The 22,036-nt window shown below is 65.9% G+C and carries 24 protein-coding genes; 12 read left to right on the top strand and 12 right to left on the bottom strand.

Features of this window, described 5'->3' with window-relative positions; all coding sequences use genetic code 11:
• The first annotated feature begins 106 nt into the window (after nt 1–106).
• The 4 genes from purL (at nt 107) to grxD (ending at nt 4,086) form a co-directional block, all read left to right on the top strand.
• Entirely contained in the window at nt 107–2,269 is a 2,163-nt protein-coding gene (gene purL, locus BMI86_RS07025) for a phosphoribosylformylglycinamidine synthase subunit PurL (RefSeq protein ID WP_078540325.1), read from the top strand.
• A gap of 101 nt (nt 2,270–2,370) precedes the next feature.
• Nucleotides 2,371–3,363, top strand: coding sequence for an FUSC family protein (locus BMI86_RS07030; RefSeq protein WP_168173800.1), 993 nt, complete (start codon nt 2,371–2,373; stop codon nt 3,361–3,363).
• 78 nt (nt 3,364–3,441) lie between these two features.
• Nucleotides 3,442–3,684: a BolA family transcriptional regulator gene (locus BMI86_RS07035; RefSeq protein ID WP_075775791.1), complete on the top strand. Its 243-nt coding sequence runs from the start codon at nt 3,442–3,444 to the stop codon at nt 3,682–3,684.
• Nucleotides 3,685–3,726: 42 nt separating this feature from the next.
• On the top strand, nt 3,727–4,086 hold the full coding sequence (grxD, locus tag BMI86_RS07040; protein WP_078522053.1) for a Grx4 family monothiol glutaredoxin: 360 nt from the start codon (nt 3,727–3,729) through the stop codon (nt 4,084–4,086).
• Between the two features lie 105 nt (nt 4,087–4,191).
• Here the strand turns inward: grxD and BMI86_RS07045 are convergent, their stop codons facing one another.
• The 3 genes from BMI86_RS07045 to BMI86_RS07055 form a co-directional block, all read right to left on the bottom strand.
• Entirely contained in the window at nt 4,192–4,815 is a 624-nt protein-coding gene (locus BMI86_RS07045) for a DUF1523 family protein (protein ID WP_078540327.1), read from the bottom strand.
• Between the two features lie 7 nt (nt 4,816–4,822).
• Complete coding sequence (locus BMI86_RS07050) at nt 4,823–5,101, bottom strand: hypothetical protein (protein WP_143594708.1); 279 nt, start codon at nt 5,099–5,101, stop codon at nt 4,823–4,825.
• Nucleotides 5,102–5,162: 61 nt separating this feature from the next.
• On the bottom strand, nt 5,163–5,471 hold the full coding sequence (locus BMI86_RS07055; protein WP_078522055.1) for a hypothetical protein: 309 nt from the start codon (nt 5,469–5,471) through the stop codon (nt 5,163–5,165).
• A 115-nt stretch (nt 5,472–5,586) separates the two neighbouring features.
• Between BMI86_RS07055 and BMI86_RS07060 the strand changes: the two genes are divergently transcribed.
• The gene (locus BMI86_RS07060; RefSeq protein ID WP_078540328.1) at nt 5,587–6,867 is read left to right on the top strand and encodes an acetylornithine deacetylase/succinyl-diaminopimelate desuccinylase family protein; all 1,281 of its coding nucleotides are present in this window, start codon (nt 5,587–5,589) and stop codon (nt 6,865–6,867) included.
• Between the two features lie 138 nt (nt 6,868–7,005).
• On the opposite strand, the gene panC is transcribed toward BMI86_RS07060, so the two are convergent.
• The 3 genes from panC to BMI86_RS07075 all read right to left on the bottom strand — a co-directional run bounded on the left by panC (nt 7,006) and on the right by BMI86_RS07075 (nt 9,791).
• Nucleotides 7,006–7,845 carry a pantoate--beta-alanine ligase gene (gene panC / locus BMI86_RS07065; protein WP_078540329.1) on the bottom strand — a complete coding sequence of 280 codons (840 nt, stop codon included), beginning with the start codon at nt 7,843–7,845 and terminating at the stop codon, nt 7,006–7,008.
• Complete coding sequence (gene panB / locus BMI86_RS07070) at nt 7,842–8,666, bottom strand: 3-methyl-2-oxobutanoate hydroxymethyltransferase (RefSeq protein WP_078540330.1); 825 nt, start codon at nt 8,664–8,666, stop codon at nt 7,842–7,844. The genes panC and panB overlap by 4 nt, the downstream gene beginning before the upstream one ends.
• A 192-nt stretch (nt 8,667–8,858) precedes the next feature.
• Entirely contained in the window at nt 8,859–9,791 is a 933-nt protein-coding gene (locus BMI86_RS07075) for a L,D-transpeptidase (RefSeq protein WP_338113658.1), read from the bottom strand.
• Between the two features lie 199 nt (nt 9,792–9,990).
• Here BMI86_RS07075 and BMI86_RS07080 point away from each other — a divergent pair, with 199 nt between their 5' ends.
• The 6 genes from BMI86_RS07080 (at nt 9,991) to BMI86_RS07105 (ending at nt 17,382) form a co-directional block, all read left to right on the top strand.
• A complete protein-coding gene (locus BMI86_RS07080) occupies nt 9,991–11,436 on the top strand; it encodes an aldehyde dehydrogenase family protein (RefSeq protein ID WP_078540331.1) in 1,446 nt (481 codons plus the stop codon).
• A gap of 107 nt (nt 11,437–11,543) precedes the next feature.
• Nucleotides 11,544–12,284 carry an SDR family oxidoreductase gene (locus BMI86_RS07085; protein ID WP_078540332.1) on the top strand — a complete coding sequence of 247 codons (741 nt, stop codon included), beginning with the start codon at nt 11,544–11,546 and terminating at the stop codon, nt 12,282–12,284.
• Nucleotides 12,285–12,347: 63 nt separating this feature from the next.
• Complete coding sequence (locus BMI86_RS07090; RefSeq protein ID WP_078540333.1) at nt 12,348–13,358, top strand: P1 family peptidase; 1,011 nt, start codon at nt 12,348–12,350, stop codon at nt 13,356–13,358.
• Nucleotides 13,359–13,391: 33 nt separating this feature from the next.
• Entirely contained in the window at nt 13,392–14,870 is a 1,479-nt protein-coding gene (locus BMI86_RS07095) for an NAD-dependent succinate-semialdehyde dehydrogenase (RefSeq protein ID WP_078540334.1), read from the top strand.
• 113 nt (nt 14,871–14,983) lie between these two features.
• Nucleotides 14,984–16,387 carry a YcjX family protein gene (locus BMI86_RS21455; RefSeq protein ID WP_078540335.1) on the top strand — a complete coding sequence of 468 codons (1,404 nt, stop codon included), beginning with the start codon at nt 14,984–14,986 and terminating at the stop codon, nt 16,385–16,387.
• The gene (locus BMI86_RS07105; protein WP_246831649.1) at nt 16,384–17,382 is read left to right on the top strand and encodes a TIGR01620 family protein; all 999 of its coding nucleotides are present in this window, start codon (nt 16,384–16,386) and stop codon (nt 17,380–17,382) included. The genes BMI86_RS21455 and BMI86_RS07105 overlap by 4 nt, the downstream gene beginning before the upstream one ends.
• Nucleotides 17,383–17,478: 96 nt before the next feature.
• On the opposite strand, the gene BMI86_RS07110 is transcribed toward BMI86_RS07105, so the two are convergent.
• The 4 genes from BMI86_RS07110 to ruvC form a co-directional block, all read right to left on the bottom strand.
• On the bottom strand, nt 17,479–17,886 hold the full coding sequence (locus BMI86_RS07110; RefSeq protein WP_078540336.1) for a group III truncated hemoglobin: 408 nt from the start codon (nt 17,884–17,886) through the stop codon (nt 17,479–17,481).
• The gene (ruvB, locus tag BMI86_RS07115; RefSeq protein WP_078540471.1) at nt 17,879–18,913 is read right to left on the bottom strand and encodes a Holliday junction branch migration DNA helicase RuvB; all 1,035 of its coding nucleotides are present in this window, start codon (nt 18,911–18,913) and stop codon (nt 17,879–17,881) included. Before ruvB ends, BMI86_RS07110 begins: the two co-directional genes overlap by 8 nt.
• An 85-nt stretch (nt 18,914–18,998) precedes the next feature.
• Nucleotides 18,999–19,667: a Holliday junction branch migration protein RuvA gene (gene ruvA, locus BMI86_RS07120; RefSeq protein WP_078522065.1), complete on the bottom strand. Its 669-nt coding sequence runs from the start codon at nt 19,665–19,667 to the stop codon at nt 18,999–19,001.
• Nucleotides 19,664–20,197: a crossover junction endodeoxyribonuclease RuvC gene (ruvC, locus tag BMI86_RS07125; protein ID WP_078540337.1), complete on the bottom strand. Its 534-nt coding sequence runs from the start codon at nt 20,195–20,197 to the stop codon at nt 19,664–19,666. The genes ruvA and ruvC overlap by 4 nt, the downstream gene beginning before the upstream one ends.
• A 216-nt stretch (nt 20,198–20,413) precedes the next feature.
• Between ruvC and BMI86_RS07130 the strand changes: the two genes are divergently transcribed.
• A complete protein-coding gene (locus tag BMI86_RS07130) occupies nt 20,414–20,599 on the top strand; it encodes a DUF1127 domain-containing protein (RefSeq protein WP_078522067.1) in 186 nt (61 codons plus the stop codon).
• A 75-nt stretch (nt 20,600–20,674) separates the two neighbouring features.
• On the opposite strand, the gene BMI86_RS07135 is transcribed toward BMI86_RS07130, so the two are convergent.
• Nucleotides 20,675–21,022, bottom strand: coding sequence for a hypothetical protein (locus BMI86_RS07135; RefSeq protein WP_078540338.1), 348 nt, complete (start codon nt 21,020–21,022; stop codon nt 20,675–20,677).
• A 92-nt stretch (nt 21,023–21,114) separates the two neighbouring features.
• Nucleotides 21,115–21,984 (bottom strand): 50S ribosomal protein L11 methyltransferase, encoded by an 870-nt coding sequence (locus BMI86_RS07140; protein ID WP_078540339.1) that lies wholly within the window; start codon nt 21,982–21,984, stop codon nt 21,115–21,117.
• Between the last annotated feature and the right edge of the window lie 52 nt (nt 21,985–22,036).

A 22,036-nucleotide genomic window follows, 5' to 3' on the forward strand; every position in this document is an offset into this window, starting at 1 on the left:
GGGCCTTCGGGCCTCGCGTTTTTTCTTTCCGCAACGTCCGGCCTCTCTTTTCCCCCTGCACATATTCGCCTAATAGGGGCGGCAAAGCCGATGCCGGAGGATCCTCATGAACGAGCCGCAGATCACGCCTGATCTCATCGCAGCCCATGGCCTGAAACCCGACGAGTACGACCGGATCCTCGAGATCATCGGACGCGAGCCGACTTTCACCGAGCTCGGGATTTTCTCGGCGATGTGGAACGAGCACTGCTCCTACAAGTCGTCGAAGAAATGGCTGCGCACGCTGCACACCGAGGGCGATCAGGTCATCTGCGGTCCGGGCGAGAACGCGGGCGTTGTCGATATCGGCGACGGGCAGGCCGTGGTCTTCAAGATGGAGAGCCACAACCACCCCTCCTATATCGAACCGCACCAAGGCGCCGCGACCGGCGTGGGCGGCATCCTGCGCGACGTGTTCACCATGGGCGCGCGCCCGGTGGCCGCGATGGACAGCCTGAGCTTCGGCATGCCCGACCATCCCAAGACCTCCCATGTCGTGAAAGGTGTGGTCGAGGGCGTGGGCAGCTACGGCAACTGCTTCGGCGTGCCGAATGTGGGCGGCGAAGTGCGCTTCCACCCCTCCTATAACGGCAACTGCCTCGTGAACGCTTTCGCGGCGGGCCTCGCGGATGCCGACAAGATCTTCTACTCCGCCGCCTCCGGCATCGGCATGCCGGTCGTCTATCTGGGTGCCAAGACGGGCCGCGACGGCGTCGGCGGCGCGACCATGGCCTCGGCCGAGTTCGACGACACGATCGAAGAGAAGCGCCCCACCGTTCAGGTCGGCGACCCCTTCACCGAGAAATGCCTGATGGAAGCCTGTCTCGAACTGATGCAGACCGGCGCGGTGATCTCGATTCAGGACATGGGGGCCGCGGGCCTCACCTGTTCGGCGGTCGAGATGGGCGACAAGGGCGGGCTGGGCGTTAAGCTCAACCTCAATGCGGTGCCGCAGCGCGAAGCCGCGATGACCGCGTATGAGATGATGCTGTCGGAGAGCCAGGAGCGGATGCTCATGGTCCTCAACCCCGAGAAGGAAGACATCGCGCGCGAGATCTTCGTGAAATGGGATCTCGACTTCGCCATCGTCGGCGAGACCATCGCGGAAGACCGCTTCCTGATCATGCATGGCAACGAGGTGAAAGCCGACGTTCCGCTGTCGAAGCTGTCCTCGGAAGCGCCCGAATACGATCGTCCGTGGGTCGAGACGCCCGTCGCGACCGCTGGCGAGGCGCTGCCCGAGATCGGTGCGATCGATGCGCTCAAGGCGCTGATCGGCTCGCCGAACTACGCGCATAAGTCCTGGGTCTATGAGCAATATGACACGCAGGTGATGGGCGACACGGTGCGCCGTCCGGGTCTCGGCGCGGGCGTCGTGCGCGTGCACGGAACCGACAAGGCGCTCGCCTTCACCGCCGATGTGACCCCGCGCTACGTCAAGGCGAACCCGTTCGAGGGCGGCAAGCAGGCGGTGGCCGAAGCCTATCGCAACCTGACCGCCGTGGGCGCCAAGCCGCTGGCCTCCACCGACAACCTGAACTTCGGCAATCCCGAGAAGCCCGAGATCATGGGCCAGTTCGTGGGCGCCATCAAAGGCATCGACGCCGCCGTGCGCGCGCTCGACATGCCGATCGTGTCGGGCAACGTCTCGCTTTACAACGAAACCGACGGCACCGGCATCCTGCCCACGCCGACCATCGGCGCGGTCGGTCTGCTGAGCTCGCTCGACGAGCTGATCGCGGGCCTGCCGACGGCGGGCGACGTGGCGATGGTGATTGGCGAGACCAAGGGGCACCTCGATCAATCCGCGCTGGCATTTGAGGCCTTCGGGCTCGAGTCCGGCGATGCACCCGAGGTCGATCTCGACGTCGAGAAACGCAATGGCGAGTTCCTGCGCGAGAACCGCGCGCTGGTCAAAGGCGCAAGCGATCTGTCGGATGGCGGGCTCGCGCTCGCAGCTTTCGAGATGGCGGAAGAAGCCGGTCTGGGCGTCACGCTCGAGGCTGACGACATCGCGACGCTCTTCGGCGAGGATCAGGGCCGCTACCTCGTGGCCTGCTCCTTCGACCAGGCGGAGGCGCTGATGGTCGCCGCCCGCAAGGCCGAGGTGCCGCTTTACACCGTGGGTCGCTTCGGCGGCGACACGGTCGGCTTCGGTTCGGACAGCGCCCCGCTGGAGGAGCTGTCGAACCTCTATCGCACGGCCTTCAAAGCGGCGATCGACGCCTGAGTTCTGTGACCTGACGCAGGGCGGACATGCGCGCCGGGCGGTTTTTTACCGCCCGCGCACAAGCTAATGTCGCGGCGATCCACCGATTTCAGGTTCCCGCTTTGACCAGTTCCACCCTCGCCTATGCCGCCCGGCTGTTCCTCGCCGCGACGCTTGCCCTGACTGCCGCCCGGCTACTGGGCCTGACCAATATCTATTGGGCGGCCATGCCCGTCTGGGTCGTGATCCAACCCCATCGCGAAGACATGGCGCTGCGCGCGGTGCTGCGGGTCGCAGGCACCTTGGTCGGCGCCGGTATCGGGATCGCCGCTCTGACATGGCTGCTGGTGCCGGGAATCGCACTGACCGTGGCACTCACGGCGGCCGTCGGCGTCGGCATCGCCTATCGGATCGGGACGCACTGGGCCTATGGCTTCACGCTGATGGCGATCACGATCGGCGTGGTGGTGATGCCCGCGCTGGGGATGGGGGCGGATGCGATCCCGCTCGCGCTCGACCGGGTCGCCTGCACCCTTTTGGGCGTCATCTCGGTGACGGCGGTGAACTGGCTCTTCACGCCGGCCCGTCGCGCGCCGATGCCGCCGCGGCCGAACCCGCATTTCGTCCAGCAGCTTTGGCTGCGCATGGCGGCGGTGGCGGCGCTCACCGGCGGGGCCACGCTGATCGACGCCCATTTCACCCATCCCGCCGCGACGGCCGCCGCGCTTTCGGTGATCGTCTTCTCCTCGGTGCTGGGCTCCATGCCGAACCCGCGCCCCGCCGTGCGTTTTCTCGTGCCCGGTGTCGCGCTTGGCGTGCTCGCCGCCGTCGCCTATCGCGGGCTCACGCATCTGTCGGGCGGCGACCAGACCGAGCTTCTGATCCTCGCCTTCGCCTTCATCGCGGGCGGTGCGCTGCTGCGCGCCCATCCCCGCACCACTTTGATGGGGATCGACATCAACATGTGCTTCCTGCTCGCCGGAGAGATCGGCGCGCCCGGCCATTCCCTGCCCGTGACGGCCGCAGGCGCCGCAGCGATGTTCGCAGGCAGCGTCGCCATCGCGACGCTCATGTTTTTCCTGTCGCGATTGCACCCGCCAGCGGCCACCGCATAGGTCCGCGCTCCCGCGCATCCCCTTGCAGCCAGCCGCCGCGCCACTTAAGTTTGCGGCAAAGGACGAGGAGCCCTATTTATGGCAATGGAAGCCCATGACATCGAAGCCCTGATCCGGGCCGAATTCCCCGATGCCAAGATCACGATCACCGATCTCGCCGGGGACGGGAATCATTGGGCGGCGGAGGTCATCGACGAGAGCTTCCGCGGCAAGAACCGCGTCCAGCAACAGCGCGCGGTCTATGCCGCGCTCAAAGGGGCGATGGACGGGCCGAACGGGGTGCTGCACGCGCTCGCTTTGACCACCAAAGCGCCCGAGTGATTTCACACACGTCTCCAAGCGGGACGGAGAAAGGATTTAGCGATGAACGCGCAAGACCAAATCGCCCAGCAAATCTCTGAGAATGACGTCGTTCTCTTCATGAAGGGCACCAAGGACATGCCGCAATGCGGGTTTTCGAGCCGCGTCGCGGGCGTGCTCAACTTCATGGGCGTGACCTACAAGGACGTCAACGTGCTCGCGGATCAGGACATCCGTCAGGGCATCAAGGACTACTCGGACTGGCCGACCATCCCGCAGCTCTACGTCAAAGGCGAGTTCGTCGGCGGCTGCGACATCATCACCGAGATGACCCTCTCGGGCGAGCTGGACCAGCTGTTCGAGACCAAGGGCGTGAGCTTCAACAAGGACGCCGCCGAGCAAATCCGCGCCGCCAACGCCTAAGCGCAGATCCCGACTTAATCGAAAGCCCCGTCACTCTGTGGCGGGGCTTTTGCGTTTCAGCGTCTGTCTGAGTTGGGCGCGGCCCGGCGGTCCGGCCCCCTCGTCTCACTTGCGCCCGATGAAGCGGTCGAACCAGCCCTTCGCGCCCTCTTCGGCATCGTCCCAGGCCTCGCTCGCATCCTCGAATAGCGGATCGATCGAGCGTTGGCGGAACTGCCGCCACATCGCCCGGATCGTCAGCAAGACAATCACCAGCAGCGTCAGGATGATGATGCTGCCCCAGGGAATTATCCGCGTATCCGGCCCCGGCACAACCTTCAGTCCGACCGCATTGGGGTAGATCGTCAGCCAGCGCGACCGCCAGCCGTAGCGCGTCACCGACACCCAGATCGGATCGGCCGAGGTCGAGATCAGCGACTCCGCCTGCGCCTGCAGGTCCGAACTGTCGAGCTTGAAATAAGGCGGCCAGCCCCAGCCGGTATCCTCGTTGCGGAAGACCAGCGTCTTGCCGTTGGGCCGCACCGAGTTGATGAAGCGCACGTCGCGGCTGGTCGCGGTCGCGGTGCCAACGTCGGGCGCGGCCCAGAAGATCGAGTTCTCGCCGAAATCGACGCGGCGCACCTCGGTGCCGACGATCCGCACGATGTCATGACGCGGCAGGTTGTAATGCAGGAACACCGCGACAAAGCCGATCACGACCAGCCAGAAACCCCATTTCACGTAACGCATCGGATTCTCACCTGTAATTCATCAGATAGATAATGAGCCCCACCACGACGATCGGCAGGACATAGACCAGCCAGATCAGCTTGCGCAGCAGGCTTTTCTCGTAGTCCCGCATCCCGGCCTCGACGAAGGTATCGCGCGTGGTCTCGGCCCGGCCTTCGGCGGCGGCCTCGTTCCAATCCTCTTCCAGCGCCTCGCGCCGGACCGACCGGGCATAGAGACGCACCAGCCAGAACAGAATCGTCAGCACGATCAGCCCGAAGATCGCCAGTCGAATGAAGGCCAGCATCGCGCGCCCTCCTTGCCCTTCGCTGTCGCAAGCCTAGGCCGTGGCGGCGCGGTTGACCAGATCAGCCCTTCCGGCGCGCCATGCCGATCCGGATCAGCTTGATCACGATGGCCGAGGCCGCGACCGGGATCAGCGCGAGCACATAGGTCGCGGCGAACATCTGGCGCGGCACGTAGCCGTTCGAGCAGCTCGCCGTGTCGGAGAAGAAATGCAGCACGAAGCCCGCACCGCAGGCGGTGCCGGTCATGTAGAATGCAGGCACGATCATCGCGACAGGCACCAGCGCCAAAAGCTTCGCCCAGTCGTATTTCGACAGCCATCCTCCGACCGCAATGCAAAGCACGAGCGCGAAGGCCAAGAACAGGTTCATCCGTCCCTCCGTAGGAATTTGCACCGCAATAGCGCGCGGGGGCTGTAAAAGCCATGTGTTTTCAGTCCTTGCGTTTTCGCTTGGCCCGCGGCGGCGCCCGGCGCTAGCCTTGGGTATGGACCTCGCCACCCGCCTGAAATCCGCCATCGACGCGCGCCGCGACGAACTGATCGCGCTGACGCAGGCCTTGATCCGTATCCCGACGCTGAACCCGCCGGGGCGCAATTACCGCGAGGTCTGCGACTTTCTCGCCGCCTATCTCTCCGAGCGCGGTTTCACGACCGAACTGATCCGCGCCCATGGCGCGCCCGGCGACAGCGAGAGTTATCCGCGCTGGAACCTCGTCGCCCGCATCGAGGGCGCGCGCCCCGGCGACTGCGTGCATTTCAACTCCCATCACGACGTGGTCGAGATCGGCCATGGCTGGACCCGCGATCCGTTCGGGGCCGAGATCGACGGAGACCGCATCTACGGGCGCGGTTCCTGCGACATGAAAGGCGGGCTGGCGGCCTCGGTGATCGCGGCGGAGGCGTTCCTCGACACCTGCCCCGATTTCGCGGGCAGTATCGAGATTTCCGCCACTGCCGACGAGGAATCGGGCGGCTATGGCGGCGTGGCCTATCTGGCCGAGCAGGGCCGCTTCGATCCCACCCGCGTGCAGCATGTCATCATCCCCGAGCCGCTGCACAAGGACCAGATCTGCCTCGGCCATCGCGGCGTCTGGTGGGCCGAGATCGAGACCCATGGCCGTATCGCGCATGGCTCGATGCCGTTTCTCGGCGACAGCGCGATCCGCCATATGAGCGCCGTTCTGAGCGAGATGGAGGAGACGCTCTACCCGCTCCTTCTGGGCAAGCAGACCGAGATGCCCGTGATCCCCGAAGGCGCGCGGGCCTCGACGCTGAACGTCAACTCGATCCATGGCGGCGCGCCGGAAGAGGGGGCCGATTACACCGGCCTGCCCACGCCCTGCGTCGCCGATCGCTGCCGCATCGTGATCGACCGCCGCTTTCTGATCGAGGAAGACCTCACGGAGGTGAAGGCCGAAATCACCGACCTGATGGAGCGCGTGAAAGCCCAGCGTCCGAGCTTCCGCTACGAAATCCGCGACCTGTTCGAGGTGCAGCCCACGATGACCGACAAGGGCGCGCCGATCGTGCGCTCCACCGCCGCCGCGATCGAGGCGGTGCTGGGCCGCGAGGCGGCTTACGTCGTCTCTCCCGGCACTTATGACCAGAAACATATCGACCGGATCGGGCGGCTGCAGAATTGCATCGCCTACGGGCCGGGCCTTCTGGAACTCGCCCATCAGCCCGACGAATGGGTCGGCATCGAGGATATGACCGACAGCGCGAAGGTCATGGCACTGGTTCTGGCGGAACTGCTGGGGTCTTAGGGGCGCTGCCCCTCGGCGCGTTCCGCGCCTCACCCCGGGATATTTGGACCAAGGGGAAGGAGCATTCCCTCCTTCTTCGCTCTTGTCGAAATATCCCGGGGGGCAGCGGAGCCGCGGGGGCAGCGCCCCCTCGAGAGATCAGACGGCGATATTGTCGATCAGGCGCACATCGCCCAGCCAGATCGCAGCCAGCATCCGCGCGGGTTGCGACAGGTCCGTCGCGGGTTTCAGCCCGTCGACCGTGCGCAGCTCCAGATAATCGAGCGCGCCGAAGCCCGCGTCTTTCAGCTCGGTTTTCGCATCGTTGAGCGCGCCTTCGACCGGCACGCCGTCGCGGATCTTCCCGGCCGCTTCCTGCATCACCGTATGAAGGCGCGGCGCCAATTCGCGTTCCTCAGCCGTCAGCCGCACATTGCGCGAGGACATCGCGAGACCGTCCTCCTCACGGATGGTCGGGCAGCCGATGATGCGGATCGGCATGTTGAGATCGCGGGTGAGTTGCTGGACCACCTGCAATTGCTGCCAGTCCTTCTCGCCGAAGAACGCGCGCCCCGCCTGCGTCATGCCGAAGAGCTTCGAGCAGACCGTCGCCACGCCATCGAAATGGCCGGGCCGGAACGCGCCCTCGAGTGGTTCGGTGATGCCCGCGACGGACACGGTGGTGGCGAACCCGTCGGGATAGACCTCGTCCACGCCCGGCGCAAAGAGCACATCGACCCCTTCCGCTTCCAGAAGCGCCAGATCCTGCGCCTCGTCGCGCGGGTATTTGTCGAGGTCCGAGGTGTTGTTGAACTGCATGGGATTCACGAAGACCGTCACGATCACGCGGTCCGATTGCTTGCGCGCGGCGCGGGCGAGGCTGAGGTGGCCGTCATGCAGCGCGCCCATCGTCGGCACCACGCCGACCAGCATCCCCGAGCGTTTCCACGCCGCCACCTTGTCGCGCAGTTCAGCGGCCTTGCGGATCACCTGCGTCATTTCTTCACCTCGTCGGCGAAGCTGTGCTCGGCTGCCGGGAAGCTGCGGTCGCGCACCTCGGCTGCGTAATCGGCGACGGCGGCTTCGGCTTCCTGACCGAGCTGGCCGAAGCGCTTGACGAATTTCGGTTTGAAATCGGTGAAGAGGCCCAGCATGTCGTCGACCACCAGCACCTGCCCGTCGCAGCCCGCGCCTGCGCCGATGCCCACGGTGGGGATAGCGACCATCGCGGTGATCTCGTCGGCCAGCCCCTGCGGCACCTTCTCCAGCACCACCGAGAACGCACCGGCCTCGGCCACCGCTTTCGCATCCTTGACCAGACGCGCCCGGCTGTCGCCGCGGCCCTGCACCTTGTAACCGCCCAGCGTGTTCACCGATTGCGGGGTCAGCCCGATATGGGCCTGCACCGGAATACCGCGCGCGGTCAGGAAAGCGATGGTCTCGGCCATATGCGCCCCACCTTCGAGCTTCACCGCCCCCGCGCCGGTCTCGGCCATCAGCCGCGAGGCATTGCGGAACGCCTGCGCCGGGCTTTCCTCATACGACCCGAACGGCATGTCGATCACCATCAGCGCATTCGAGAGGCCGCGTGCGACCGCTTGGCCATGGAGGATCATCATCTCCATCGTCACGCCCAGCGTCGAGGGCAGCCCGTGGAGCACCATGCCCACCGAGTCGCCGACCAGCACGAGATCGCAATGGCTGTCGACCAGTTTCGCAATCGGCGTGGTGTAGGCGGTCAGGCAAACGATCGGCGCGCCGCCCTTCATCGCGAGAATATCTGCGGGCATTTTCTGCCGCGTGGTTCCGGTGACGCTCATGGCATCCTCCTGATCTGCTTGCGCGCGAGTCCTAGCGTCACCCGGCCCGCAAGGAAAGACGTGAACGCGCAAACGCTGCGGCATCGGGGCGCGTATCGCGCGATTTGGCGCGGCTCTGGAGGCGTCGCGGCCCAAGAAAAACGGCGCGAGGTTGCCCCCGCGCCGTGAGTGTCATCTCGAAAATCAGCTCGATCAGTTGGTGGTATCGACGCAGGTGCCGGTGCCGGAATAGCCGCAATCGACGGTGGAGCTGGCAGTCTCGCCCGAGCCGCCGACCTCTTGGGCCATCGCAACCGACGCCTGATGCTGCTCTTCCTCGACCTTCTGCTGATCGGGGATCTGGCCGGCTTTCCACGCGGCCTCGTCCTCGTTGATCGCCACCTGATTATAGGCGGAGACCACATAGCCCGAATGCAGCTGCACGACCGGACCTTCCATCTCGAGGCTCTCGGCGCGGCTGCGCACCTTCACCGGTGTGCCCTTCGGCACTTTCGCGAACAGGTCGATGATGTCCTGATTGAACAGACGGATACAGCCAGCCGAGGTCGCACGCCCGATCGAGGACGGATCCATCGTGCCGTGGATGCGGTAATAGGTATCCCGATTACCCTGGTAGAGATAGAGCGCACGCGCGCCCAGCGGGTTGTCCAGACCACCCGGCAGACCGTCTTTCAGCGGCCCGTAGAGGTCGGGATCTTCCTGGATCATGTTCTGCGTCGGCGTCCAGCTCGGATATTCCTGCTTACGCTTGATCGTGGCATCCCCCGAGAAGGTCTTGCCATCGCGACCGACTGCGACGCCGTAGCGCTCTGCCTTGCCCGGCGCGGTGATGTAGTAGAGGAAACGCGCATAGGGATCGACGACGATCGTCCCGACAGCCTCGGGCCCGTGATAGGGCACGACCTGGCGGCGGTTGCGCTCCACCAGATATTTCGGACTGATCGCCGGGATGGTTTTCCCGTCATCTTCGCGCGCCTGATATTCGGCGGGCACGGCCTTCGTCGACTGGGTCGGTTGCGCATAGCGCTGTTCCGGCGCACTCGCGCAGGCAGCCAAGATGCCAGCCAGCCCGAAGAGCATGGCCGGGCGGATTGCGCGTTTGAGCGTCGAATAACTCGCGGTCACTTGCAATTTTCCTGTCTCTTTTTCCGGTGGGCCTTCGGCCCGGTTCCGTCATTCAAGGGGCTAGATAGGGGAAAGTTCCCTCCACTCACACTCACATGAATGTGATCAGGCTCACCCCGGCAGATTCCTGCCCTCTTGATTTTCCGCGCGCGCGCGCCGAGCGTGCTGCGAAATCGCGTGACAAGAGGAGGTGCTGCGCATGAGTTTGCCGCTTTGGTTCGATCCCGAGGAAATATTGATCGGAGGCGCCTGGCACAAGACGCAGGTCTGCCTTCCCGTGGAATGCCCCTCGGATGGTCGCGAGATGGCGCAGATCGCCCGGGGCGGCAAGCCGGAGATCGATGCGGCGGTCGAGGCCGCGCAGGCGGCGCTTGCAGGCGAATGGGGGCAGCTAAGTGCGGCAGAGCGCGGGCGGCTCCTGCTGAAGATGTCCGGGCTCGTGCTGGCCCATGCCGAGGATCTCGCCGTGATCGAGGCGCTCGATGTCGGCAAACCGTTGACGCAGGCACGCGCCGATGTCGCGGCACTGGCGCGTTATCTGGAATTCTATGGCGGGGCCGCCGACAAGGTGATGGGCGAGACGATCCCCTATCTCAACGGCTACACCGCCTACACGCTACGCGAGCCGCATGGCGTGACTGCACATATCGTGCCGTGGAACTACCCGATGCAGATCATCGGGCGTTCGGTCGCAGCGGCGCTGGCAATGGGCAATGCGGCGGTCGTGAAACCTGCCGAGGAAGCCTCGCTCACCGCGCTGGCCTTCGGGCGGATCGCGCAAGAAGCGGGGATGCCAGCCGGGGCACTCAATATCGTGCCGGGTCTGGGAGAGGAGGCCGGGGCCGCGCTCTCGGCCCATCCCGGCATCCAGCATATCTCCTTCACCGGATCGGTCGCGGTCGGCCAGCACATTCAGGCCGCCGCCGCAGCGAATGCCGTGCCCGTCACGCTGGAGCTTGGCGGCAAATCCCCGCAGCTCGTCTTCACCGATGCCGATCTCGACCGCGCGCTGCCCTTCCTCGTGAATGCAGGCATCCAGAACGCCGGGCAGACCTGTTCGGCCTCCTCGCGCATCCTCGTGCAGCGCTCGCGCTATGACGAGGTGCTGGAGAAAATGGCCGCGCGCTATCGCGGCCTGACAGCGGGGCCCGCGCTTGGCGATCACGACCTCGGCCCGCTGATCTCGGGGCGGCAGAAAGAGATCGTCGAGGGCTATCTAGCGCTCGCTTCCGATCTCACCATCGCGGCCCAAGGCCGGATCGCCGAGGACGTCCCTGCGGGCGGCCATTACGTGGCACCGACCCTGATCGGCGGCGGCCACGGCGCGCATCGGCTTGCGCAGGAGGAAATCTTCGGCCCGGCGCAGATCGTCATCCCGTTCGAGGACGAAGAGGAGGCCGTCGCCATCGCGAATGGCACAGAATACGGGCTCGTCGCCTCGGTCTGGTCGGAGAATGGCGGGCGGACGATGCGGCTCGCCCGTCGCCTCCGCGCAGGACAGGTCTTCCTGAACAATTACGGCGCGGGCGGAGGCGTGGAGCTTCCCTTCGGCGGCATCGGCAAATCCGGGCACGGGCGCGAGAAAGGGTTCGAGGCGCTCTACGGCTTCTCCACCCTGAAAACCGTCGCCGCCTGGCATGGCTGATCTCGGGCTTGCTAAAACATCCCGGGGGACGGTCGGAGACCGGGGGGCAGAGCCCCCTTGCACCCGATGTGTCCTGCGACAACAGTAGGCCCCGAGGAGGAGCACCGATGAGACTGGAAGGCAAAAGCGCGATCGTCACCGGCGCGGGCTCGGGCTTCGGCGCGGGGATCGCGCGCCGCTTCGCCGCCGAGGGTGCGCGGGTTCTGGTCGCAGATCTCAACGCCGAGGCCGCGCAGGCCATCGCCGACGAGATCGGCGGCGTGGCCTGCACCGTGGATGTCAGCCGCGATGCGGATGTCGCCGCACTGGCGCAGGCGGCGCGCGAGGCGTTCGGGCAGATCGACATTCTGGTGAACAATGCCGGGACCACTCATCTGCCGAAGCCGATGGAGGAGGTGACCGAGGAGGAGTTCGACCGCGTCCTCACCGTCAACGCGAAATCGGTCTATCTGACCGCGCGCCATATCGTGCCGGGGATGAAGGCCCGCGGCGGGGGCGCGATCCTGAACGTGACCTCCACCGCCGGCGTCAGCCCGCGGCCGAACCTGAGCTGGTACAATGCCTCGAAGGGCTGGATGATCACCGCAACCCGCGCGATGGCGGTGGAGCTTGCGCCCTCCGGGGTCCGCGTCAACGCGATCAACCCGGTCGCCGGGGAGACCCCGCTTCTGAAAAGCTTCATGGGCGAGGACACGCCGGAAATCCGCGCGAAGTTTCTCTCGACCATCCCGCTGGGGCGGTTCTCGACGCCCGAGGACATGGCGAATGCGGCGCTGTTCCTGTGCTCGGACGAGGCGAGCATGATCACCGGCGTCGCGATGGAGGTCGATGGCGGGCGCTGTATCTGAGCGTAGAGCATTGAGTTGGGGGCGTTGCCCCCAAACCCCCAAGATATTTGGACCAAGAGGAAGATGAAGGCAGGGCCGAACAATCTGATCACCGATATCGCCGGGCTGCGCGTGGGCAATGCCGAGGATGCGGGGCTGCGCTCGGGTGTGAGCGTTCTGCTGGGCGAGCGCCCCTTCACGGCAGCGGTGCAGGTGATGGGCGGCGCGCCGGGAACGCGGGAGACCGATCTTCTGGCGCCGGACAAGCTAGTGCAGGATGTCGATGCGCTGGTGCTCTCGGGCGGCTCGGCCTTCGGGCTTGGCGCCTGCGACGGGGTGATGGCGGGGCTGCGCGCGCAAGGGCGCGGGTTCGCGGTGGGCGATCAGCGCGTGCCGATCGTACCCGGTGCGATCCTGTTCGATCTGCTCAACGGCGGCGACAAGAGTTGGGCGGAGACACCCTATCCCGGGCTTGGGCGCGCGGCGCTCGAGGCGGCCACGGAGCGGTTCGAGATCGGCAGCGCCGGGGCGGGCTTTGGCGCGATGACCGGGACCTTCAAAGGCGGGCTCGGGTCGGCCTCGGCGGTGCTGGAGAGCGGCTTTACCGTCGGCGCGCTGGTGGCGGTGAATGCGCTCGGCTCGGTGATCGTCGGCGAGGGGCCGCATTTCTGGGCCGCGCCGTGGGAGCTTGACGACGAATTCGGCGGGCTGGGTCCCGCCCTTCACCATGATCCCGCTACCGAACCCGAACCGATGAAACGCCAGGGCGAAGCCACCACCATCGCCATCGTCGCGACCGATGCCGCGCTCACCCAAGCGCAGGCGCAGCGCATGGCCACGGCCGCCCATGACGGCATGGCGCGCGCCATCGTGCCCTCCCATACACCGATGGACGGCGATCTGATCTTCGCCGCCGCGACCGGCGAGAAGCCCTTGGCCGATCCGGTCCGCGATCCGTTCCAGCTTGGCCATGCGGCGTCATGCGTGCTTGCCCGCGCCATCGCCCGCGCCATCTATGAAGCCAAAGAACACCCCGGCGATCTGCAGCCCTGCTGGCGCAGCCGTTACGGAACATCAAAAAGCCCGGCGCATTGACCGGACGACCCATCCAGCCCTTCGGAGGACATCATGCTCGACGACAAGACCGACCTCAAATCCATCCTAAAGGATCCCTCGCTTCTGGTGACCAAGGCCCTCGTCGCGGGCGAATGGGTCGATGCCGATGACGGCACCACCTTCGACGTGACCAACCCCGCGCGGGGTGACGTGATCTGCACCGTGCCCGATCTGGGCCGCGCCGAAACCGCCCGCGCCATCGCCGCCGCCGACGAGGCGATGAAGGACTGGGCCGCACGCACCGGCAAGGAACGCGCGCAGATCATGCGCAAATGGTACGATCTGATGATGGAAAATCAGGACGATCTCGCCGCGATCCTGACCGCCGAGATGGGCAAGCCGCTGGCCGAAGCGAAGGGCGAGATCGCCTATGGCGCGGGCTTCATCGAATGGTTCGGCGAAGAGGCCAAGCGGGTCTATGGCGAGACGATCCCGGGCCATCAGCGCGACAAGCGGATCACCGTGATCAAGCAGCCGATCGGGGTCGCAGCCTCGATCACGCCGTGGAACTTCCCCAACGCGATGATCGCGCGCAAGGCGGGCCCGGCGCTCGCTGTGGGCTGCGGTTTCGTCTGCCGTCCGGCATCCGAGACGCCGCTCTCGGCGCTGGCAATGGCGGTGCTGGGCGAACGGGCGGGCCTGCCCAAAGGCATCCTCTCGGTCATCACCTCCGCGAAAGCCTCCGATATCGGCAAGGAATTCTGCGAGAACCACAGCGTGCGCAAGCTGACCTTCACCGGCTCGACCGAGGTGGGCCGCATCCTGCTGCGTCAGGCGGCGGATCAGGTGATGAAATGCTCGATGGAACTGGGCGGCAACGCGCCCTTCATCGTGTTCGACGACGCCGATCTCGATGCGGCGGTCGAAGGCGCGATGGCGTCGAAATTCCGCAATAACGGTCAGACCTGCGTCTGCGCCAACCGCATCTACGTCCAGTCCGGGGTCTATGACGCTTTCGCCGAGAAGCTGGCCAAGGCCGTCAACGCCCTCAAGGTGGGCGACGGCCTCAAGGAGGGCGTCGAGGCGGGTCCGCTGATCAACGAGGACGCGGTCAAGAAGGTGCAGGAGCATATTCAGGACGTGCTCGATCATGGCGGCTCGATCGTCACCGGCGGCGCGCGGCACGAGATGGGTGGCACCTTCTTCCAACCGACCGTGCTGACCGGGGTGACGCAGGAGGCCAAGGTCTCGCATGAGGAAACCTTCGGCCCCGTCGCCCCGCTCTTCAAATTCGAGACCGAGCAGGAGGCGATCGCCAAGGCCAATGACACGATCTTCGGCCTCGCGAGCTATTTCTACGCCCGCGATGTGGGCCGCATCACCCGCGTGCAGGAGGGGCTGGAATACGGGATCGTCGGCGTGAACACCGGCCTGATCTCGACCGAGGTCGCGCCCTTCGGCGGCGTCAAGCAGTCCGGTCTGGGCCGCGAGGGCTCGCATCACGGCGTCGAGGATTATCTCGAGATGAAATATATCTGCCTGGCGGTCTGAGACCGATCCGAGGCGGAAGAACAATGCAGAGGGCGGGCCGCGTGTCCGCCCTCTCTTTCATTAACACTCTCCGCTGCTTATCTTGTCCGTGAACGAGAGTGAGGGGCCGGGCTTTGGGCATTTCCGACATTGCGGACGGGATCACGCGCGGGATCGAGGGCATGGGCCATTCGGTCTCGGAAGCGCTATTCGAACCGGTGATCCGGCTCGGCGTGACGGGTCTGTCGCGCGCGGGCAAGACCGTGTTCATCACTTCGCTGGTCGCGAACCTGCTGGATCGCGGGCGGATGCCGGCGCTGGGATCGGCGTCGGATATCACCGCTGCTTACCTGCAGCCGCAGCCCGACGACACCGTCCCGCGCTTCGACTATGAGAGCCACCTTGCCGCGCTTACCGGCCCTTCGCCGCATTGGCCCGAGGGCACGCGCGCCGTCTCGGAGCTGCGGCTGTCCTTCCGCATCCAGCCGCGCGGGATGCTGGGCGCGGTGCGCGGGCCGCGCGTCGTGCATCTCGACATCGTGGATTATCCCGGCGAGTGGCTGCTCGACCTCGGGCTGATGGACAAAAGCTATGCCGAGTGGTCTGCGGAGGCGCTGGCGCGCCTGCCAAACCGTCCTCAAGGCGCAGAGTATCTGGCGCAGTCCGACGCGGCGGATGGCACGGCCGAATTCACCGAGCCGCAAGCCAAGGCACTGGCGGCGGGCTTCACACGGTATCTGGTCGCGGCGCGCGATGCGGGGTTCTCCGACTGCACGCCGGGGCGCTTCCTGCTGCCCGGCGAGATGGCCGGATCGCCTGCGCTAACCTTCGCGCCCTTGCCTGAGGGTGAGGCCCCGCGCGGATCGCTTCGGCGCGAGATGGAGCGCCGCTACGACGCCTATAAACGCGAGGTGGTGCGTCCCTTCTTCCGCGATCATTTCGCCAAGATCGACCGGCAGGTGGTGCTGGTCGACGTGCTGGGCGCGATCCATTCCGGGCCCGCCGCGCTCGACGATCTGCGCCAGGCGATGGCCGATATTCTGGCGGCCTTCCGACCGGGACGCGCAAGCTGGCTGACCTCGCTAATCGGCGGCAAGCGGGTCGAGAAAATCCTCTTCGCCGCGACCAAGGCCGACCATCTGCACCACACCCAACACGCCCGCCTGACCGCGATCACCGGAGCGCTGCTGCGCGAGGCCAAGGACCGCGCCGATTTCGCGGGCGCGAAGACTCTCGCGCTGTCGATCGCGGCGCTGCGCAGCACCACGGAAGAAACCCTCTCGCATGACGGGGCGGAGTTGCAGGCCGTGCGCGGGCGGCTGGAGAGCGGCAAATCGGTCGCGCTTTATCCCGGCGAATTACCCGCCGACCCGGCGCAGCTTCTCTCGCCCGCGGCGCAAGGGGCCTCCGCATGGCTCGACGAGGATTATTCGATCATGAACTTCGCCCCGGCCCCGGTGATCCTGCGACCCGGCGAAGGCCCGCCGCATATCCGGCTCGACCGCGCGGCCGATTTCCTGATCGGGGACAAGCTATGAAAAAACCGGTGATGATCGAGATCGAGGACGCGCCCTCGCCCGCCGAGGCCGCGCCGATCGAGGATATGCCGAGCGCGACCGAGGAACGGCTGGAGGGCCGCGCCATGCAGATCGCGACCCGGCTGGGGGCGCGGCGCACCTCGCCCATCGTGCGCTTCTTCTGGCGCGCGAGCGTGGCGCTGGTGGGCTTCCTGATCTCCGTCGCGCTCTGGCGCTTCATCGACGGGCTGTTCGCCACCCATCCGATCCTCGGCTGGATCGGCACCGCGCTGGTCGCGGCCTTCGCGCTTGGCGCGCTGCTGATCACGGGCCGCGAGATCGCCGCCTTCTCGCGGCTGGCGCGGCTCGACAAGGTCCATAAGGAAGTCTCGGAAGCGCTGAGCGAAGATGATCTGAGCCGCGCGCGCAAGGTGACGGCCCATGTCTCGGGCCTCTATGCGGCGCGGCCCGAGATGGATTGGGCGCGCAAGCGGCTGGCCGAGCAAACGGGCGAGGTACTCGACACCGACACGCTGATGGGGCTGGCGGAAGCCGAGCTGATGGGACCGCTCGACGCGGCCGCCCGGCTGGAGATCGAAGCTGCGTCGCGCACCGTGGCCACCGTCACTGCTATCGTTCCATTGGCGCTGGCCGACGTCTTCACTGCGCTGACCGCGAACCTGCGGATGATCCGGCGCATCGCGGAAATCTATGGCGGGCGCTCGGGCACGCTCGGCTCGATCCGGCTGGCGCGCACGGTAATGACCCATCTCGTCGCGACCGGTGCGGTGGCGGCGGGTGACGATCTGATCGAGACCGTCACCGGCGGCCATCTGGTGTCGAAGCTCTCGCGCCGGTTCGGCGAAGGCGTCATCAACGGAGCACTGACCGCGCGCGTTGGCATAGCCGCGCTGGAAGTCTGCCGTCCGATGCCCTTCCGCAAGCTGCAAAAGCCCCGCGTGACGAACCTGATCGGTCGATCGCTTACCGGAGTCTTCGGCAAGAAAGAGGACTGAGCCTCTTCCTCTTGGCAGAAATATCCCGGGGGGCTCGTGAAACGAGCGGGGGCAGCGCCCCCTCCACCTCTAGTTTTGCGCGCCTACGCGCGCGGGTCATTTCAGCTTCGGAATACCGCCCGCAAAGGTCTCGCGCTCGACCACGCCTTGCCGCAGGCTCATGCCGATGCGATGCGCCAGCGCCGACCAGCCCGCCGCCTGTTCGGGCGAGAGCTCCGCGCTCAGCACCTTGTCAAACTCCGCAAGCCAGGTTGAAAACATGCCCGGGCGCACATTGCCTGCCGCGCGGTGGACCTGCATGGGCGAGCCGTCATAGCCCGGCTTGCGCAGGATCGCGTTCTTCCAGAACCGCGCGACCTTGTCTTCATGCGTGGGCCAGTCGGTGACATGCACCGCAAAGACCGGACCGAGCATCGCGTGGCCGCGCACACGCTCGTAGAAGCGCGCCACGACGTGGTCGATCTCGGCCTCGGTGATCTCGAAACGTGCCAAAGGGTCAGCCATCGCCAAAGAGGTCCGTCTGCGGGGTGGCGGGTTTCGGTGCCTCCAGCCCCAGATGCCGCCACGCCCGCGCGCCCAGCATCCGCCCGCGCGGGGTGCGGCTGATCAGGCCCTGTTGCAGCAGGTAAGGCTCGATGACTTCTTCGATCGCGTCGCGGCTTTCCGAGAGTGCGGCCGAGAGCGTCTCCACCCCCACCGGGCCGCCGCCGTAATGATCGGCCATCAGCATCATGTAGCGCCGATCCGCCCCGTCGAGCCCGAGATTATCGACACCGAGCCGCGTCAGCGCGCGGTCAGCGATCTCGCGGGTCAGCCGCCCGTCGCCCTCGACCAGCGCGAAATCGACGACGCGGCGCAGCAGACGTCCCGCGATGCGCGGGGTGCCACGCGCGCGCTTGGCGATCTCGCGGGTGCCCGCGGGGTCGGACGGGATACCCAAAAGCCGCGACCCGCGTGTCACGATCAGGTTCAGCTCGTCCTCGGTGTAGAATTGCAGCCGCGTCGGGATGCCGAAACGGTCGCGCAGCGGCGTCGTCAGCAAGCCGAGCCGCGTGGTCGCGCCGACCAGCGTGAAGGGCTGCAATTCGATCCGCACGGTGCGCGCCGCAGGCCCCTCGCCGATCACCAGATCGAGCTCGAAATCCTCCATCGCGGGGTAGAGCACTTCCTCCACCGCCGGGTTCATCCGGTGAATCTCGTCGATGAAGAGCACGTCGCGCGCCTCGAGATTGGTCAGGATCGCAGCGAGATCGCCCGCCTTGGCGAGCACCGGCCCCGAGGTCATCTTGAAGTTCACGCCCAGCTCGCGCGCCATGATCTGCGCGAGCGTCGTCTTGCCCAGACCGGGCGGGCCGTGGAACAGCGTGTGATCCATCGCCTGGCTGCGCATCTTGGCGCTTTCGATGAAGACGCGCAGATTGGCGCGGGCCTCGGCCTGACCGGTGAATTCCTCCAGCGCCTGTGGTCGCAGGGCGCGGTCGACGTCTTCGGGCAGGCGGTCGGGCCGCAGGGTGGGATCAGGTTCGCTCATCGTCATTTACTGTCGCGCCTTTGACGGAGGGGAGCAAGCGGGGCTCTGCCCCGCACCCCGGGATATTTTCACCAAGAGGAAGAGGTCAATCCTTTGGGGCCAGGAGCCTTAGCGCCGCGCGGATCAGCTTCGCCGTGTCGGTGACCTCCGGGTCGTCATTGGCCTGCGCCACGGCCCCGGCCGCGTCCGAGGGCGCATAGCCGAGATTGGTGAGCGCGGAGATCGCCTCGGCGGTGAAGTTCACCTTCGGCGTCGCGGCCGGGGCCGCTTTCTTCGCGGGCTTCTTGGCGGGCGCGTCCTCGATCACCTCGGGGGTGGCATCGACGGTGAACTCCGCCCCCATCGCCATGACGGTCGGCGCTTTCTCCTTCAGCTCCAGCACGACGCGTTGGGCAAGTTTCGGGCCGACGCCGGGGGCGGATTTCACCGCCGACCAGTCGCCCAGCGCGATCGCGCGGCCCAGCCCCTCCGCGCCGAGCGTGCCGAGGATCGCGAGCGAGGCTTTCGCGCCGATCCCCTGCACCGAGGTCAGCAGCCGGTGCCATTCCTTCTCCAACAGCGTCGGGAAGCCGAAAAGTTGCAGCAGGTCCTCGCGCACCAGCAGATCGGTATAGAGCGCGCAGGCCTCGCCCACGGGCGGCAGCGATTGCGCGGTGCGCTGGCTGACATGGACGACATAGCCCACGCCGCGCACGTCGATCATGACGTGGTCGAGCGCGCGGTGGATGATGACCCCTGCGATGCGACCGATCATGCGCGCCTCCGCTGGGTTGTGCCCAAGGCATCGCGGGAGAGTTGCGCCGCGTTCAGGCGAGAGGCCGATTGCAGGTGGAATGCGTGGCAGATCGCAATGGCGAGCGCATCGGCGGCATCCGCACCTTCGAACTGCACGCCGGGCAGTTGATGACGCACCATGTGCTGCACCTGTGTCTTGTCGGCATGGCCGACGCCGACGACGGTTTTCTTGATCGCGTTGGGGGCGTATTCGCCGACCTCGAGCCCGGCCTGCGCCGGCGCCAGAAGCGCAATGCCGCGCGCCTGCCCAAGTTTCAGCGTCGCCACCGCGTCCTTGTTGACGAAGGTCTGCTCCACCGCCGCCGCTTCGGGTGCGTGGGTCGCGATAACCGCGCTCAGCCCTTCGTGCAGCACCAGCAGGCGCTTTGCCAAATCCTTACCTTCGGAGTGGAGAATCCCGTTCGCGACATGCCTGAGTCGCGATCCGTCCATCTCGATCACGCCCCATCCGAGATTGCGTAACCCCGGATCGATCCCGATCACCCGCATTTGCCCTGCCTCGTTCTCGTGTTGTTTCGCAAGAACTAGCACGAAAAGGGAACATCGGCCAGAGGCGATACGGAAACAGGCCTCATATCACATGCGATTCCTGCATGGCGGGGCTGCCAAAACTGAGATTGTTTTCGCACCCTGCCGGTCTTATCTGCGCTTCAGAAGATGTAATGCCCGAAACTTGAGCAGTTTGTGAACTGAAGGATCCTCCCCATGGCTTCGATGGATATCAACACCCGCATGAGCCGCAGCGCCCGACCGAGCGTCTTTACCTCGCTGATCGCAGCCCTGCACGACTGGAACGACGCACGCGTCACCCGCAAGGCTCTGATGAAGCTCAGCGACCGCGCGCTGGACGATATCGGCCTGACCCGGCTCGACGTGGCGCGCCTGCGCTAACGCGACCGACAGGTCATGCGAAAAGGGCTGCCCCGGCAACGGCGCAGCCCTTTCTTTATGGAGTGGCTTCGGTGCTCAACCGATATACGGCGCGAGCAGCCCGGCGATTTTGCGGGTGATCGGGTCGGCATGCATGATCCAGGCCCCCACCCGTTCAAATTGCGACCCACCCGCGAGGCTTGCGACACGCGCCTCGTAGCTCTCCTGGCCCACCTGCGCGAGCATCGCGCCCTTCACAAGCAAAATACCGGCAAAAATCAGCGCCACACCGCGCAGCGGAATACTGCGGCGCGATTTCGGGCGCATGGAATCAAAATAGCTGCGCCCCAATGCACCGGACGCCTCGAATGCGCCGCCTGCTTGATGGATCTGGTCAATCCGATGCAGACGCTTTTCAAAAGACTCTATTTGCGGATCGCGCATGGCAAACCCCGTTAACTGCGATGCCCCCAAAGGCAATTTCTCAGGTCAGGGTAAAGCAATCCTTACGGCAATCAGAGCGGATTTGTGGCGCATTAGGCGCGCTGCATGGCCAATGTCGTCCATTCGCCGAATTCCTTACGCGAATGGGAAACAAAGCCCTGCGCCTGATAGGCGGCGACGACTTCATCGGCCTGTTCGTTGAGGATCCCGCTGAGGATCACGAAGCCCGATTCGGCGCAGTTGCGGCCCATTTCGGGGGCGAGCGCGACGAGCGGGCCTTTGAGGATATTGGCGAAGATCAGATCGAAGGGGGCGGCCTCTTTCAGGCGCGGATCGCCGAAGCCCGCAGCCTCGATGCAGATCACGCGCCCCTCAAGATCGTTCACCGCGACATTCGCCGCCGCCGTCTCTACCGCGACCGGATCGATATCGGAGGCCAGCACCGGCTCGGGCCAGAGCTTCGCCGCCGCCATCGCCAGAACGGCGGTGCCGCAGCCGATATCGGCGACGTTGTGGAAGGTGTGATCCTCGTTCGCCAGATCGTCGAGCGCGGTCAGGCAGCCCGAGGTGGTCCCGTGATGGCCCGTCCCGAAAGCCATCGCCGCATCAATCCGTAGGGCGATCGCATCGGCGGGGATCTTGTCCTCGTCATGGCTGCCATAGAGAAAGAAGCGGCCCGCGCGCACCGGGGCCAGTTCGCGCCGCACATGGGCGACCCAATCGGTTTCCGGGATTTCCGAGACGACGAAAGGCTGCGCCCCGTGCGAGATCGCCAGCAGGTCCAGCGCCACATCGTCGGGGGCCTCGAGGAAATAGCCCGAGACCTCGTAGCGGCCCGACCCGTCCTCGATCTCGAACACGCCGGTGCCGTAGGGGCCGGGATCGAGCTCCTCGAGACGTTCGGACAGCGCCTCGGCGGCCTCGCGATCGGCCAGCGTGGTAAAGGCGGTGAAGGTGGTCATGGGCGCGCTCCTCGGGATGGTTGCGCCCGGGCTTAGGGCCGCGGGCGCGAGC

It is taken from the genome of Thioclava sp. DLFJ5-1, assembly GCF_002020115.1.
GTDB lineage: Bacteria > Pseudomonadota > Alphaproteobacteria > Rhodobacterales > Rhodobacteraceae > Thioclava > Thioclava sediminum.

Bases quoted from the DNA above. Each gene is read 5' to 3' on its own strand.
- BMI86_RS07095 (WP_078540334.1), top strand. From the start codon at position 13,392: ATGCTCGACGACAAGACCGACCTCAAATCCATCCTAAAGGATCCCTCG.
- ruvB (WP_078540471.1), bottom strand. From the start codon at position 18,913: ATGAGCGAACCTGATCCCACCCTGCGGCCCGACCGCCTGCCCGAAGAC.
- BMI86_RS07035 (WP_075775791.1), top strand. From the start codon at position 3,442: ATGGCAATGGAAGCCCATGACATCGAAGCCCTGATCCGGGCCGAATTC.
- BMI86_RS07130 (WP_078522067.1), top strand. From the start codon at position 20,414: ATGGCTTCGATGGATATCAACACCCGCATGAGCCGCAGCGCCCGACCG.
- ruvC (WP_078540337.1), bottom strand. From the start codon at position 20,197: ATGCGGGTGATCGGGATCGATCCGGGGTTACGCAATCTCGGATGGGGC.
- BMI86_RS07085 (WP_078540332.1), top strand. From the start codon at position 11,544: ATGAGACTGGAAGGCAAAAGCGCGATCGTCACCGGCGCGGGCTCGGGC.
- BMI86_RS07060 (WP_078540328.1), top strand. From the start codon at position 5,587: ATGGACCTCGCCACCCGCCTGAAATCCGCCATCGACGCGCGCCGCGAC.
- panB (WP_078540330.1), bottom strand. From the start codon at position 8,666: ATGAGCGTCACCGGAACCACGCGGCAGAAAATGCCCGCAGATATTCTC.
- BMI86_RS07135 (WP_078540338.1), bottom strand. From the start codon at position 21,022: ATGCGCGATCCGCAAATAGAGTCTTTTGAAAAGCGTCTGCATCGGATT.
- BMI86_RS07080 (WP_078540331.1), top strand. From the start codon at position 9,991: ATGAGTTTGCCGCTTTGGTTCGATCCCGAGGAAATATTGATCGGAGGC.
- BMI86_RS07050 (WP_143594708.1), bottom strand. From the start codon at position 5,101: ATGCTGGCCTTCATTCGACTGGCGATCTTCGGGCTGATCGTGCTGACG.
- BMI86_RS07110 (WP_078540336.1), bottom strand. From the start codon at position 17,886: ATGGCTGACCCTTTGGCACGTTTCGAGATCACCGAGGCCGAGATCGAC.
- grxD (WP_078522053.1), top strand. From the start codon at position 3,727: ATGAACGCGCAAGACCAAATCGCCCAGCAAATCTCTGAGAATGACGTC.
- BMI86_RS07055 (WP_078522055.1), bottom strand. From the start codon at position 5,471: ATGAACCTGTTCTTGGCCTTCGCGCTCGTGCTTTGCATTGCGGTCGGA.
- BMI86_RS07105 (WP_246831649.1), top strand. From the start codon at position 16,384: ATGAAAAAACCGGTGATGATCGAGATCGAGGACGCGCCCTCGCCCGCC.
- purL (WP_078540325.1), top strand. From the start codon at position 107: ATGAACGAGCCGCAGATCACGCCTGATCTCATCGCAGCCCATGGCCTG.
- BMI86_RS07045 (WP_078540327.1), bottom strand. From the start codon at position 4,815: ATGCGTTACGTGAAATGGGGTTTCTGGCTGGTCGTGATCGGCTTTGTC.
- BMI86_RS07140 (WP_078540339.1), bottom strand. From the start codon at position 21,984: ATGACCACCTTCACCGCCTTTACCACGCTGGCCGATCGCGAGGCCGCC.
- ruvA (WP_078522065.1), bottom strand. From the start codon at position 19,667: ATGATCGGTCGCATCGCAGGGGTCATCATCCACCGCGCGCTCGACCAC.
- panC (WP_078540329.1), bottom strand. From the start codon at position 7,845: ATGACGCAGGTGATCCGCAAGGCCGCTGAACTGCGCGACAAGGTGGCG.
- BMI86_RS07090 (WP_078540333.1), top strand. From the start codon at position 12,348: ATGAAGGCAGGGCCGAACAATCTGATCACCGATATCGCCGGGCTGCGC.